This window comes from Arthrobacter sp. E1SS-5 (assembly GCF_057073715.1).
Window position 1 is genome coordinate 2,491,803 of the sequence record NZ_CP172703.1, and the last position, 13,166, is coordinate 2,504,968.

The 13,166-nt window shown below is 66.5% G+C and carries 12 protein-coding genes and 1 tRNA gene; 8 read left to right on the forward strand and 5 right to left on the reverse strand.

Annotated elements, in window-relative coordinates; all coding sequences use genetic code 11:
• The first annotated feature begins 124 nt into the window (after positions 1–124).
• Positions 125–1,312, forward strand: a complete 1,188-nt coding sequence (gene xylA, locus ACIGJD_RS11570; RefSeq protein ID WP_483686321.1) for a xylose isomerase — start codon at positions 125–127, stop codon at positions 1,310–1,312.
• 97 nt (positions 1,313–1,409) lie between these two features.
• Positions 1,410–2,846 (forward strand): xylulokinase, encoded by a 1,437-nt coding sequence (gene xylB, locus ACIGJD_RS11575; RefSeq protein ID WP_483686322.1) that lies wholly within the window; start codon positions 1,410–1,412, stop codon positions 2,844–2,846.
• Positions 2,847–2,971: 125 nt separating this feature from the next.
• Here the strand turns inward: xylB and ACIGJD_RS11580 are convergent, their stop codons facing one another.
• The 3 genes from ACIGJD_RS11580 to ACIGJD_RS11590 are packed head-to-tail and all read right to left on the reverse strand — an operon-like array spanning position 2,972 to position 6,191.
• Positions 2,972–3,811, reverse strand: coding sequence for a sugar phosphate isomerase/epimerase family protein (locus ACIGJD_RS11580; RefSeq protein ID WP_483686323.1), 840 nt, complete (start codon positions 3,809–3,811; stop codon positions 2,972–2,974).
• Positions 3,808–5,022, reverse strand: coding sequence for a dihydrodipicolinate synthase family protein (locus ACIGJD_RS11585; protein ID WP_483686324.1), 1,215 nt, complete (start codon positions 5,020–5,022; stop codon positions 3,808–3,810). The genes ACIGJD_RS11580 and ACIGJD_RS11585 overlap by 4 nt, the downstream gene beginning before the upstream one ends.
• Positions 5,022–6,191, reverse strand: coding sequence for a Gfo/Idh/MocA family protein (locus ACIGJD_RS11590; protein WP_286397550.1), 1,170 nt, complete (start codon positions 6,189–6,191; stop codon positions 5,022–5,024). Before ACIGJD_RS11590 ends, ACIGJD_RS11585 begins: the two co-directional genes overlap by 1 nt.
• A gap of 169 nt (positions 6,192–6,360) precedes the next feature.
• On the opposite strand from ACIGJD_RS11590, the gene ACIGJD_RS11595 reads away from it, so the two are divergent.
• Together ACIGJD_RS11595 and ACIGJD_RS11600 are read left to right on the forward strand one after the other, a co-directional pair.
• The gene (locus ACIGJD_RS11595; protein ID WP_483686325.1) at positions 6,361–7,437 is read left to right on the forward strand and encodes a LacI family DNA-binding transcriptional regulator; all 1,077 of its coding nucleotides are present in this window, start codon (positions 6,361–6,363) and stop codon (positions 7,435–7,437) included.
• Positions 7,437–8,204 (forward strand): alpha/beta hydrolase, encoded by a 768-nt coding sequence (locus ACIGJD_RS11600; RefSeq protein WP_483686326.1) that lies wholly within the window; start codon positions 7,437–7,439, stop codon positions 8,202–8,204. Before ACIGJD_RS11595 ends, ACIGJD_RS11600 begins: the two co-directional genes overlap by 1 nt.
• On the opposite strand, the gene ACIGJD_RS11605 is transcribed toward ACIGJD_RS11600, so the two are convergent.
• Positions 8,201–9,103, reverse strand: coding sequence for an aldose 1-epimerase family protein (locus tag ACIGJD_RS11605; RefSeq protein ID WP_483686327.1), 903 nt, complete (start codon positions 9,101–9,103; stop codon positions 8,201–8,203). The two genes, ACIGJD_RS11600 and ACIGJD_RS11605, sit on opposite strands and share 4 nt — an antisense overlap.
• Positions 9,104–9,183: 80 nt before the next feature.
• Here ACIGJD_RS11605 and ACIGJD_RS11610 point away from each other — a divergent pair, with 80 nt between their 5' ends.
• Complete coding sequence (locus tag ACIGJD_RS11610; RefSeq protein ID WP_483686328.1) at positions 9,184–9,888, forward strand: DNA alkylation repair protein; 705 nt, start codon at positions 9,184–9,186, stop codon at positions 9,886–9,888.
• An 8-nt stretch (positions 9,889–9,896) separates the two neighbouring features.
• Here ACIGJD_RS11610 and mptB read toward each other — a convergent pair whose 3' ends face one another.
• The gene (mptB, locus tag ACIGJD_RS11615) at positions 9,897–11,453 is read right to left on the reverse strand and encodes a polyprenol phosphomannose-dependent alpha 1,6 mannosyltransferase MptB (RefSeq protein WP_483686329.1); all 1,557 of its coding nucleotides are present in this window, start codon (positions 11,451–11,453) and stop codon (positions 9,897–9,899) included.
• Positions 11,454–11,650: 197 nt separating this feature from the next.
• On the opposite strand from mptB, the gene orn reads away from it, so the two are divergent.
• The 3 genes from orn to def all read left to right on the forward strand — a co-directional run bounded on the left by orn (position 11,651) and on the right by def (position 13,143).
• On the forward strand, positions 11,651–12,238 hold the full coding sequence (gene orn / locus ACIGJD_RS11620) for an oligoribonuclease (RefSeq protein ID WP_483689483.1): 588 nt from the start codon (positions 11,651–11,653) through the stop codon (positions 12,236–12,238).
• Between the two features lie 129 nt (positions 12,239–12,367).
• Positions 12,368–12,440: transfer RNA gene (locus ACIGJD_RS11625), tRNA-His, on the forward strand.
• A gap of 130 nt (positions 12,441–12,570) precedes the next feature.
• Positions 12,571–13,143 carry a peptide deformylase gene (def, locus tag ACIGJD_RS11630; RefSeq protein ID WP_483686330.1) on the forward strand — a complete coding sequence of 191 codons (573 nt, stop codon included), beginning with the start codon at positions 12,571–12,573 and terminating at the stop codon, positions 13,141–13,143.
• The last annotated feature ends 23 nt before the right edge of the window (positions 13,144–13,166 follow it).

Genomic DNA, 13,166 nt, shown 5'->3' on the forward strand with positions numbered 1-13,166 from the left:
CTCCGATAAATTTTCCGGCTGTGGCAGCTGGACCTATTGACCCCACCCTACGTCCGCTCATATAGTTCAGGCAATGAACTAATGCTTCGCAATCCCGCGGGGCCCTCGATGCAAGGACGCAATCATGACCCTCTCCCCCACCCCTGCCGACAAATTCACGTTTGGCCTCTGGACCGTCGGCTGGACCGGCGCCGACCCGTTCGGCGTCGCAACCCGCAAGGCCCTCGACCCGGTTGAAGCAGTGCACAAGCTCAGCGAGCTGGGCGCGTACGGCATCACCTTCCATGACAACGACCTGGTTCCGTTTGACGCCTCCGCCTCGGAACGGGAGCTGATCCTGAAGAACTTCCGGGCAGCCCTGGCTGAGACCGGGCTGAAGGTACCGATGGTCACCACCAACCTCTTCAGCCACCCCGTGTTCAAGGACGGCGGCTTCACCTCCAATGACCGCTCGATCCGCCGCTTCGCCCTGTCCAAGGTCCTGCGCAACATCGACCTCGCCGCCGAACTCGGCGCCGATACATTTGTCATGTGGGGCGGCCGCGAAGGCAGCGAATACGACGGATCGAAGGATTTGGCGGCCGCCCTGGACCGCATGAAGGAGGGCGTGGACACCGCCGCCGGCTACATCAAGGAAAAGGGCTACAACCTCCGCATCGCCCTGGAGCCCAAGCCGAACGAACCCCGCGGCGACATCTTCCTGCCCACCGTGGGCCATGGCCTGGCCTTCATCGCCCAGCTGGAACACGGCGACATCGTGGGCCTGAACCCGGAGACCGGCCACGAGCAGATGGCAGGGCTGAACTTTACCCACGGCATCGCCCAGGCTCTGTGGGCCGGCAAGCTCTTCCACATCGACCTCAACGGCCAGCGCGGCATCAAGTACGACCAGGACCTGGTCTTCGGCCACGGCGACCTTACCAGCGCCTTCTTCACCGTCGACCTGCTGGAGAACGGCTTCCCGAACGGCGGCCCCACGTACGACGGCCCCCGCCACTTCGACTACAAGCCCTCCCGCACCGACGGCTACGACGGCGTGTGGGAATCCGCCAAGGCCAACATGGCCATGTACCTCCTGCTCAAGGAACGTGCCCTGGCCTTCCGTGCGGACCCGCAGGTACAGGAAGCCCTCAAGACCTCAGGCGTCTTCGAACTCGGCGAGTCCACCCTCGCCGCCGGTGAAAGCACCGCGGACCTGCTCGCAGATGCCGCAGCGTTTGAGGACTTCGACGCCGACAAGGCGGCCGAGCGCTCCTTCGCGTTCGTCCGGCTCAACCAGCTGGCCATCGAGCACCTCCTGGGCGCGCACTAGCCGACCCATACCCGCTGCGGGGCCTTGGAGATGATCCAGGCCCCGCAGCGTTTCCATTCCTGCGCAAAGACATTCCTGCACAAAGAAAAGAACAGCCATGCCGCTCGTAGCCGGAGTCGACAGCTCCACACAGTCCTGCAAAGTAGTCATCCGCGATGCGGACACCGGAGCGCTCGTCCGCCAGGGCCGGGCCGCGCACCCCGAGGGCACCGAGGTTCACCCGGACCACTGGTGGACTGCCCTGCAAAAGGCCGTGGCGGACGCCGGCGGCCTCGATGACGTCAGTGCAGTCTCTATCGGGGGCCAGCAGCACGGCATGGTCTGTCTGGACAGCGATGGCGCGGTGGTCCGTCCGGCGCTGCTGTGGAATGACACCCGCAGCGCAGGCGCAGCCGCTGAACTCATCGAGAGTGCCGGCGGCGGCGATCCCGCCGCCGGAGCGCAGTACTGGGCCGATGCCACCGGCACCGTTCCGGTCGCATCCCTGACGGTGACCAAGCTTCGCTGGCTGGCAGCCAACGAGCCGGAAAACGCCGCAAAGGTGGCCGCGGTCTGCCTCCCGCATGACTGGCTGACCTGGCGGCTCGCCGGCTATGGCCCCGGCAGCGGAGCAGAGGGTCTGGCCGCCCTGGCCACCGACCGCTCGGATGCCTCAGGCACGGGGTACTATTCGACGGCCGAGGGCACGTACCTTCCGGACGTCCTGGCCGCATCGCTGGGCCATGTGCCGGCCCTTCCCCGGGTCCTCGGGCCGCTGGAAACGGCGGGAAAGACGCCGACAGGCACTCTCCTGGCTGCCGGCGCCGGGGACAACGCGGCCGCAGCCCTCGGCGCGGGAGCCGCACTGGGCGACGTGGTGATGTCGCTGGGCACGTCCGGCACCGTATTTGCAGTGTCTGACAGCCCGGCGGCAGATCCTTCCGGGCTGGTGGCAGGATTCGCGGATGCGGCCGGCCACTACCTGCCGCTGGTATGCACGTTGAACGCCACCCGCATCTTCGATGCCACGGCTGCCCTGCTGGGAATGGACCTGGCGGAGTTCAACCAGCTGGCATTGTCCGCTGGTCCCGGCGCGGGTGGTCTCACGCTGGTCCCCTACTTCGACGGCGAGCGGACGCCCAACCTGCCGGATGCCACCGGTTCACTGCATGGCATCATCCGGGCCAACTACACCCCTGCCAACCTGGCGCGCGCCGCCGTCGAAGGCGTGGTCTGCTCCCTGGCCGACGGCCTGGCGGCCCTGCAGGCGCAAGGCGTGCAGCCAAAGCGGATCCTCCTGGTCGGCGGGGGTGCCCAGTCGGTTGCCGTGCAGGAAGTCGCCGCCAGCCTGCTGGGGACAGCCGTCACCGTCCCCCAGCCGGGTGAGTACGTTGCCGACGGTGCCGCGCGCCAGGCGGCCGCGGCACTCACCGGACAGTTTCCCACGTGGGCGGCAGACGCCGTCGACCTTCCGCAGGGGAAGGACGACGCCGGCGTGCTGGCGAGGTACCGCAGGTTCGCCTCGTTGTACGCCACGGCCGGCAGCCAGGGCTAGCACCGGGAAACGCACAGGCAAAAGGACCCGGACCGGCGGTGGGACAACCACCGCGGGCCGGGTCCTTTCATGTGGGGCGCAGGCTCCTGCCGTGACGTAGCAGGAGCCCGCGGTCTTGGATCAGGTCAGGCGTACGGCAGGACGAGTTCCGCGTACCGCTCCTTGACCGTGGCCAGGACAGCGTTGCCGTCCGTGTCCCAGATCTCCTGATTGAAAATTTCCACCTCGATGTCACCGGTGTACCCGGCCCCGCGCACCCAGGCGCCGATGGTGGCAAAGTCCACCACGCCGTCGCCCATGTACCCCCGGGACAGCAGCGGATCGGCAGCGATGGGCATGTTGAAGTCGCACACCTGGTAGGAGGCGATCCGGTTCTCCCGTCCGGCACGCTCAATCTGGGACTTCAGTTCGGGGTCCCACCACACATGGAAGGTATCGACGGCGACCCCTACCGTAGCGGCATCGAACGGCGCCGCGAGGTCCAGGGCCTGGCCCAGGGTGGAGATGAGTGCGCGGTCCGCAGCGTACATCGGATGCAGTGGCTCCAGCACCAGGCGGACGCCGTTTTCCTGCGCGAAGGGCACCAGGTCAGCGAGCCGGTCGGCCACGCGCTGCCGGGCGGCCACGATGTCCTTCTCCCCCGGAGCCAGGCCGCCGACCACCAGGAACAACTCCCTGGTGTCCAGGGCCACGGCCTCGAGGATGGCCGCACGGTTGTCTGCGAGCGCGGCGGCCTGTCCGTCGGCGTCGGCAGCGGTAAGGAATCCGCCACGGCAAAGGGAGGAAACCCGGAGCCCGGCGTCCTTGATGAGGCGTGCAGCCTTATCCAGTCCGGCTTCCTCGATGCGGTCCCGCCAGGGCCCGATTGCCGGAATCCCCGCGTTGACACAGCCCTCGACAACCTGGGCGAGCGTCCACTTCTTAGTGGTGGCGCTGTTGATGGAGAGGCGGGAGAAGTCGCTCATACTCCCACCCCGTTGATCCGCAGGTAGTCGGACATTCGGAAGGCTGCCAGTGCCGGATCCCTCAGCAGGCCGGCCTTGTCAGCCAGCTCAAAGGTCCTGGACAGGTGGCACACCGAGCGACCCGAGTGCAGTCCGCCCACCATCTGGAAGCCGGGCTGTTTGCCGTTGAGCCAGGACATGAAGGCGATGCCGGTCTTGTAGTAGAACGTGGGGGCGCTGAAAATGTGCTTGCCCAGTTCGCGAGTGGAGTCCAGGATCTCGCGTGCCTTGGCGGCGTTTCCGGCCTCGTAGTTCTGCAGGGCCACCGAGGCGGCCGGGTAGATGGCGGCGAAGATCCCCAGCAGGGCATCCGAGTGGTGGGTACCGTCGCCGTCAATGAGCTCGGGGTAGTTGAAGTCATCGCCGGTGTAAAGGCGAACGCCCTCGGGCAGGGCAGCGCGCAGGGCCACCTCGTGGCCGGCGTCGAGCAGCGAGACCTTGACGCCGTCCACTTTGTCCGCGTTGTCCCGGATCAGGCCCAGGAAGGTTTCGGTGGCCGTGGCAATGTCGTCGGAGCCCCAGTAGCCGGCGAGGGCGGGGTCGAACATGGTGCCCAGCCAGTGCAGGATGACCGGTTGGTCCACTTCCTGCAGCAGCGTGGAGTAGACGCGAAGGTAATCCTCCGGACCGCGGGCCACCTTTGCCAGGGCACGGGACGCCATCAGGATGACCTTGGGCCCGGCCTCGGTGATGACGGCGATCTGTTCGCGGTAGGCCTCGAGGACTGCCTTGATCCCGGCCTCGCCAATGGGCAGGGCGTCGATGTCCAGCTGATCCGTGCCGGCACCGCAGGATACGAGGTCCCGCACGGACTTGCCGGCGGTAGCCGGGCTGTTGGCTGACACCACCGAGGCAGCCTCCACCCCCGTGCGCTTGATGAGCTGCTGCGTGGCGGCCCAGTCCAGGCCCATGCCGCGCTGGGCGGTATCCATGGCATCTGCAACGCCCAAGCCGTAGGACCACAACTCATGCCGGTAGGCCATGGTGGCGTCCCAGTCGAGGCGTGCGGGGGCGCCCGGGGTGTTGTCGGCGAGGACCTCGGGAATGACGTGGGCGGCGGCGTACGCACGGCGCGCCGTCAGGGGTGCAGTGGGCCGGGCCCAGGCAGTGCCGCCCTGCAGGCGGTACTCCCTGGTGCCGCCGTCTTCGGAGGGAAGGATGAGTGAAGTCATTAGAGGCTGATCTCCGGGATGTCGATGGTGCGGCGTTCGTCGCTGGAGCGCAGGCCAAGCTCGGCCAACTGGACACCGCGGGCGGCGGACAGCAGGCCGAAGCGGTGTTCGCGGCCGGCCACCACATCGCGAAGGAACTCTTCCCACTGCAGCTTGAAGCCGTTGTCCAGCTCGGCGTTGGCGGGAACTTCCTGCCACTGGTCCCGGAAGGACTCGGTGACGGGGAGGTCGGGGTTCCAGACCGGCTTGGGAGTGTGCGCGCGCTGCTGGGCGACGCACTTGTTCAGGCCGGCAACTGCGGAGCCGAGCGTGCCGTCCACCTGGAATTCCACCAGTTCGTCACGGTAGACGCGCACTGCCCAGGAGGAGTTGATCTGGCCGATGACCTCGTCGCCCCCCGGGGTCTCGAGCTCGAAAATGCCGTAGGAAGCGTCGTCCGCGGTGGCTTTGTATTCCTTGCCCGCTTCGTCCCAGCGCGCGGGGATGTGGGTGGCCGTTTTGGCGTTGACGCTCTTGACCTTGCCGATGATGCCCTCAAGGACATAGTTCCAGTGGCAGAACATGTCCGTGGTCATTCCGCCGCCGTCTTCCTTGCGGTAGTTCCAGGACGGGCGCTGGGCCGCCTGGATGTCGCCTTCGAAGACCCAGTAGCCGAACTCGCCACGGATGGAGAGGATGCGGCCGAAGAAGCCCTCATCCACCAGGCGGCGGAGCTTGACCAGGCCGGGAAGGTAGAGCTTGTCATGGACCACGCCGGCGGTGACGCCGGCTTCCTTGCCGATCCGCGCCAGCTCGATGGCCTCTTCCAGCGTTTCCGCCGTGGGCTTCTCCGTAAAGATGTGCTTTCCCGCCAGCATTGCCTTCTTCAGGGTGGCGGCGCGCAGGCTGGTCATGGAGGCATCGAAAACGACGTCGACAGTGGGGTCGTTGATCACGGCGTCCAGATCGGTGGTCCATTCAGAGACCTTGTGCTTTTCCGCCAGCTCCCGGATCTTGGCCTCATTGCGGCCCACCAGGATCGGCTCCACCTGGACCCGGGTACCGTCCTCGAGGGTGAAGCCGCCGGCGTCACGGATGGGCAGGATGGAGCGCAGCAGGTGCTGGCGGTAACCCATCCGGCCGGTAATGCCGTTCATGGCGATGCGGATCGTTTTCGTTTCGAAGCCCATGTGTCCTCCACGGTGAGTGAGCAATAGTACTGAAGTTGGTTGGGAAAGCGCGTTCCCGCTTCTTCAATGATGCACGGCGCGGTTCCCCTTGGCAAGCGCTTTCCGGAAGTACTTTGAACTGCCATAATGTGCTTAGCCCTTGAGCCCCAACCTACGACCAGGAGATGCCGTGGCTGCAAGTACCCTTACCGAGGTGGCACGCCTTGCCGGCGTCTCCCCCGCCACGGCTTCACGCGTGCTGAACGGCTCGGCCCGCAAGCCGGGGAAGGACATCGCCGAGCGGGTGCGGCAGGCGGCAGACTCGCTGGGCTACATTCCGAACGCGCAGGCCCAGGGGCTGGCGAAATCCAGCTCGGGCCTGATCGGGTTGATCGTCCACGACATCGCCGACCCCTACTTCGCCGCCATCGCACGGGGAGTCCAGGAAGCCGCGAGGGAACAGCGCAAAATGGTGCTGCTGGCCACCACCGGGGGCGGACCGGCGGAGGAGAAGGAAGCGGTGGCCGCCTTCGCTGCCCGCCGCGCGGACTCGATCGTCATTGCCGGATCCCGCTCCTGCCGGGAGGAGGACCAGGACGGCAACGCCGAACTGGCTGCGGAGCTTGACCGGTACTGCCGGAACGGCGGCCAGGTGGCTGTCGTGGGACATCCCGTGGTGGGTGCCACCGTCCAGGACGGGTACCACGTGGTCAAAGTCCCCAACCGGGAGCTCGCCGGCCAGTTGGCCGCCGAACTTGCGGCAGGCTGGGACGGCAGCTTCGTCATTGTCGCCGGACCCGAGGGTCTCCTGACCTCCGATGACCGCGTGCGCGGCTTCCAGGAGGGACTGGAGCACGCAGGGCGGGCAAAGGCCGAAATGTTCAGGACCGCCTTCAACCGGTCCGGCGGCTATGAGGCCGGGCTTGAACTGGCCGAACGGATCAAGGCGGCCCAGCCCGGCGGGACGGGGGCACAGAAGCTCTGCATTTTCGCCGTCAATGATGTGATGGCCATCGGAGTGGCGGCAGCCCTCCGCACGGCGGGACTGCGCATCCCGCGGGACGCCGCGATCGCCGGCTTCGACGACATCGAAACCCTTCGGGACTTCCGGCCGGCTCTTTCCACCGTCCGCCTGCCGCTGGAAGACATTGGACGCTTTGCCACCCGGGCCACGGGTCCTCAGCCCAACAGCGAGGAGGCGGACGACGCTCTTCTTAGCGACGTTACCGGCGAGGTCACGTTGCGGCGCAGCACGGAAGCTGCCTGATGGCGCCCCGAGGACTAACCGCCGTTCCGGCACAGCCGGAAGCCACTGGGCCCCGGCCGGCAATCCTGGTCCTCCCCGGTGGAGGCTATGCCCGCCAGGCGGACCATGAGGCCGAACCCGTGGCGGAGTGGCTCGCTTCCCTTGGCATCCACGCCTTCGTCCTGCGCTACCGCGTGGCCCCGCACCGGCATCCGGCGCCTCTGGAAGACGCCAAGGAAGCCATGCTGCACATCCGGAGCGGGCAGCACGGTCTCGCTGTGGACCCGGACCGGGTGGGCGTCTTGGGCTTCTCGGCCGGGGGGCACCTGGCCGCCACCCTGAGCACGGCCGCGCCTACGCGGAACCCGCGGCTTGACCTTGCCGCCGCGGTGCCGGACCTCACGGTGCTGTGCTATCCCGTGGCGTCGCTGACCCACGAAACGCATCAGGGATCGGTGGCGAACCTCCTTGGCGACGCACCGCCGTCGAACCTCCTGGCTGCCCTGTCGGCGGAACTGAACGTCACTCCCGGGACTCCCCAGGCATTCCTCTGGCACACCGCCGACGACGAAGCCGTGCCGGTGAGCAACAGCCTGAACTACGCCAAGGCCCTATTCGCTGCCGGGGTTCAGGCGGAACTCCACGTCTTCCCCCAGGGACGCCACGGACTGGGACTTGCCCCAGGCGAGGCAGGGCCGGAACAGTGGACTTCGTTGTGCGCGGCGTGGCTGGAACGTGCCGGTTGGGCGGACGCCCGCGCGGTGACCGCTGCAGCCAGCCAACGCTAGTCCAGGGCCCGGATGCTCCAGGCCGCCGAATGGGACTGGCCGGCCTGCAGGTGTACCAGGTCCGTTCCCGAATGCAGGGCGTCGGGCGGGCAGGTCATGGGTTCAACGGCCAGCCCCAGCCGGTCCGGGCCAATCGGCTTGTCACCGGTGTGCACCTGCACCCAGGGCCACTCTGTTCCCCACTCCAGCTCCACGCCGGTGCCGGACGGGTCGTGCACGCGCACCCGTGCCAGGCCGGAACCGTCGCGGGAAATATCCGTAAAGGCGTGGTCGATCTTGACCTGCCCCAGGCGCCGGACCGAACGGAAGTCGAAGGCGTCGCCGTCAACCTGGCGCAAGGCTACGGGCAGCAGCCGGTCGGGCGTGACCTCAAGGTAGGTGCGGGCAGGAAGTTCCAGCGACCAGTCATCCAGCGGGGAGGCGCCTGCGACGAGGTAGGGGTGCGGGCATACCCCGTACGGGGCGGTGACAGAACCGGTGTTGACCGCATGCACCGTCGCATGGAAGCCATCTTCCGCAAGGGAATATGTAACGGTCACGTCGAGATCGCCCGGGTAGTCGGGGCCGGACGGGATGTGGCATGTCAGGACCGCCCGGTCTTGGGCCGCTTCCTTGATTTCCCACGCCCGGTGGATCGCCAGGCCGTGGAGGGCGGAGCCGCGTTCCGGTTCGTTGACGGCCGCAGCATAGGACTTTCCGGCGTAGGTGTAGGTGCCGTCCGCGAGCCGGTTGGGCCAGGGCGCGCAGATGACTCCCCTGTAGTCGGGAACGGGGCCGTCGGGGCCGAAGCCCACCACCAGGTCCCGGCCGCCATGGCGCAGTTCGCGAAGCGCTCCTCCCCGTACGGTCACGACGGCGGAGTAGGCTCCGTGGGCCAGGTGGACTTCTGTTCCGGGCATGGGTTCCCTCTGCTTCAGTATGTGTTAGCGCTCACCAGCGTACCGCACACCCCGGTGCCATACTGGCTAAGGTTGCGCTCATGGAAGAGGCTGCTGACCAGGACCTTGTTGCCGCCGTCCGGGGGGCGCTGCGGGAGCTCGCCGACCCGGCGCGGGCGGCAGGCGCCCAGGCGTACATGAAGTCCGCACTGCCCTCCCTGGGTGTGCGGGTTCCCGAAGTGCGGAACATCGCCGCTTGGGCTGCCCGGGAGTTCCCACCGGCATCCGCCGCACAGCTGCGCGCCACGGTCCTGGAGCTGTGGCGTAGTTCCACCTTCCGGGAGGAGCGCTACGCCGCGATCGACCTGACGGCGCACCGGGTGCTGGCCGTGGACCTGGACATGCTGCCGGTCTACGAGGAAATCATCCGGACCGGCGCATGGTGGGACTTCGCCGACGGCGTGTCCGGCCGGATCTGCGGCCTGCTGTCCACGCATCCCGGCGAGATGTCCAGGGTGCTCCGGCAGTGGAGCCGGGATCCGGACTTTTGGATCCGCAGGGCGGCCATCACCTCGCAGCTGCGGGCCAGGAAGAGCACCGATCCGGAGCTGCTCGCCGCCGTCATTGAGCCGAACCTCGCAGACAGGGAGTTCTTCATCAGGAAGGCGATCGGCTGGGCGCTGCGCGAGTACGCCAAGACGGCGCCGGAGTGGGTGGAGGGGTTTGTCGCCCGGCACAAGGCGGACATGAGCCCGCTGTCGCGAAGGGAAGCCCTGCGCCGGTTGACGGTCGGAGCGCCGCAGTAGCTTGGCTGCTAGATGACCGGGCGTTCGACGACGGGCTCGTGCGTCTTGCGGAACAGCCGGCGGGTGCCGGGATCCCAGAAGATCAGGTACAGGGCAAACAGGAGGGCCGTCAACGCCGCGGCCACGCGGGCCAGGGCCAGCGCGAAGCCCAGGTCCTGGGTCTGGAGGTACGGGAAGACGTCCAGCTGATCCGAGATGGCATAGATCATGAAGAACGACACCACAAAGTACAGCGCCTTGACCTGCCAGTCGTTGCGGATGCCCGTGACGGCGAAAAGCGGTATCAGCCAGACGACGTACCAGGACTGGATGATGGGAGCCAGCAGGACCACTGCGGCCAGGGAAAGCGTCAGGCGGCGCATCAGGCGGTCGTAATCACCCTTGAAGATTTGCCAGGCGATGATGCCCACGGCAAGCAGCTTCCCGGCGTCGAACACCCATCCCGCGGGTACCGACCCGTCAAAGCCCAACGCGGTCGCCAGGGACCCCACCACCTGGCCGATCAACCCGACCGGGGCGTACCAGATGGAGATGCTGCCCGGGGCGGACAGCCCATTGATCCACCCGAATCCGAAACCGTTGACCATGCTCATCGCAGTCAGTAGCCCCAGGCTGAGTCCTGCCGTCAGCGCCCAGAACGCCACCTTCCGCAGCCACCCGGCATTCTTGCCTGCCCACAACAGTCCAATGAACGGCAGGAAGACAATGGTGATGGGCTTCACCGCAATGGAAAGGGTCACCAGCAGGATGCCGCGGAGCTGCCGCCGGGTGGCTGAGTAGTACAGCCCGGCCAGTGCCAGCCCGATCATCAGGGAGTCGTTATGGACGCTGGCGATGAAGTTGGTCAGGAAGAGCGGGTTGGCCACAGTGAGCCAGAGGGCCCGGTGCGGGTTGACGCCGTGCAGTTCGGCCAGCCGGGGAACGTAAATGACGCACAGCACCACGCCGGCCAGAGCCACCAGCCGGAAGAGCATGACGCAGGCCTCCGGCTGGACATTGGTGACCCAGACGACGAACTGCTCGATCCACAGGAACAGCTGGCCGTAGGGAACAGGCGCCTCAGTCCACATCTTGTCTGCGCCGAGCTGGAAGTAGTTGGACAGGGCGGAGATGCCGTTTTCGTACGGGTTGAACCCCTCCACCATGAGGCGGCCCTGCCCGATATAGGCGTAAACGTCGCGGCTGAACAGCGGCACGCTGAACATCATCGGCAGCCCCCAGGCCACCACAGCGGCCAGGGTTGCCTTCCGCGCCTGGTTGCCCCACACGCGGACTTTCTGGCCAAGCCGCAGCCACGCGCGCACCAGGAGCATCCCGCCTATGGCCACCAGGATGATGGACAGCGCCACGCCCGGGGCTTCGGTGCGCATCCAGATGAAGAGGGGCATGCGGCGGAGTTCCGAGACAGGGGCCAGCCAGCCGACGCCTATGGATCCGACCAGCATGAACATGGAGCCCACAAAACCGGCAAGCAGGGGTGAGCGCGGATTGTCCACCTCGGCTTTGCCCTCCCGGGCATTGCCGGCCGCCGCCATCTCCCCCGTTATGGGCACAGGCGCCGTCATCTCAGGATCGTCCAATCTTCTTGCGTTTCCGCTGTTCGCCCGGCAGGCGATGCGGGCCGGGCCGGGATATGGTTCAGGGCCGAAGGGCGACCCGCCGCGTACCCGAAATCCTAGCATCGGCAGGGCGTCCGGAAGTGTAACGGTAGGCTGGTCCGGTGCCTATATCTAACGAACGCATCGTCTGGATCGACTGTGAAATGACCGGTCTGGACATCAAGAATGACGCCCTCATTGAGGTGGCAGCCCTGGTCACCGACTCGGAATTGAACATCCTGGGTGACGGCGTGGACGTGGTGATCAAACCCGATGATGCCGCGGTGGCGCAAATGTCCGATTTTGTTCGGGACATGCACACCAAATCCGGGCTCCTGGCGGAACTGCCGCACGGCAGGACCATGGCAGAAGCGGAGGCCGCCGTGATGGAGTACATCTCCGCCTGGGTTCCGGATCCGCGGAAAGCACCACTGGGCGGCAACTCCGTGGGAACCGACCGCGTGTTCCTGTCACGGGACATGCCGGCGGTGGTGGAGCACCTGCACTACCGCGTGATCGACGTCAGCACCATCAAGGAGTTGTCGCGCCGCTGGTACGCCAGGGCCTACTTCCAGTCGCCCGCAAAAAAGGGTGGCCATCGCGCGCTCGGGGACATCAAGGACTCCATCGACGAGCTGCGATACTACCGCGAAGCGGTCTTCGTGCCCGCGCCCGGACCGGACAGTGCCACGGCCCAGAAGATCGCCCAGGGGATCGTCAACGGAGACGGCGCCACACAGTCTGCGGAGTAATCTGCGCCACGTTTCGATGAATTTTGCCCCAAATGGCAGAAAGTGGACAAAGCACCCCTTCCGAGCAGGTAAGCTATTTGAGTTGCGTTTCCGGGGAGCCGCTACAGCGGACATCCCTTGAGGCACATGGTGGGCGTAGCTCAGTTGGCAGAGCGCCTGGTTGTGGTCCAGGAGGTCGCGGGTTCAACCCCCGTCGCTCACCCTCACGGGCGGCACATACAGCCGTCACTAAAGGAGGCCGCACCGGATATCCGGTGCGGCCTCCTTTATTGTGTCCCACCGGGGTACGTGCACTGCAGCCGGGAACACCGCGAAGCCGAAGGACTACTGATATGACCGTTCTGCCGATCACCATCTGGGGCGAACCCGTCCTGCACCGGCGCGCCAGCGAGGTGGAGGTTTTCGACGACGAACTGCGCAGCCTGATTGCCGACATGTTCGAGACCAACGACGCCGCCAACGGCGTGGGCCTTGCCGCCCCGCAAATTGGCGTCGGCAAGCGGATCTTCGTGTATAAGTACGCCAACGACGACGGCGCTCCCCCAACCGGCGTCGTCGTGAATCCCGTCCTGACCCTGTCCAAGGTCTCCGGCGCCGCTCCCGACCCCGACGAGGAGGAAGAGGGCTGCCTGTCCTTCCCCGGCGAGCAGTATCCGCTCAAGCGGGCGGAGTGGGCACGGGTGGAAGGCTTCGATGGGGACGGAAACCCGGTGAAATTCGAGGCGACAGGTTGGTTCGCCAGGGTCATCCAGCACGAATACGACCACCTGGACGGCAAGCTGTACGTCAACCGCCTGATGGACCGCTACTCCCGGAAGGCCATGAAGCAGGCCAAGAAGAACGGATGGGGCGTACCAGGACTGACGTGGATGCCCGGCGTGGATCCCGACCCGTTCGGCCACTGAGGCTCAAAGGCATTTTCCACTGA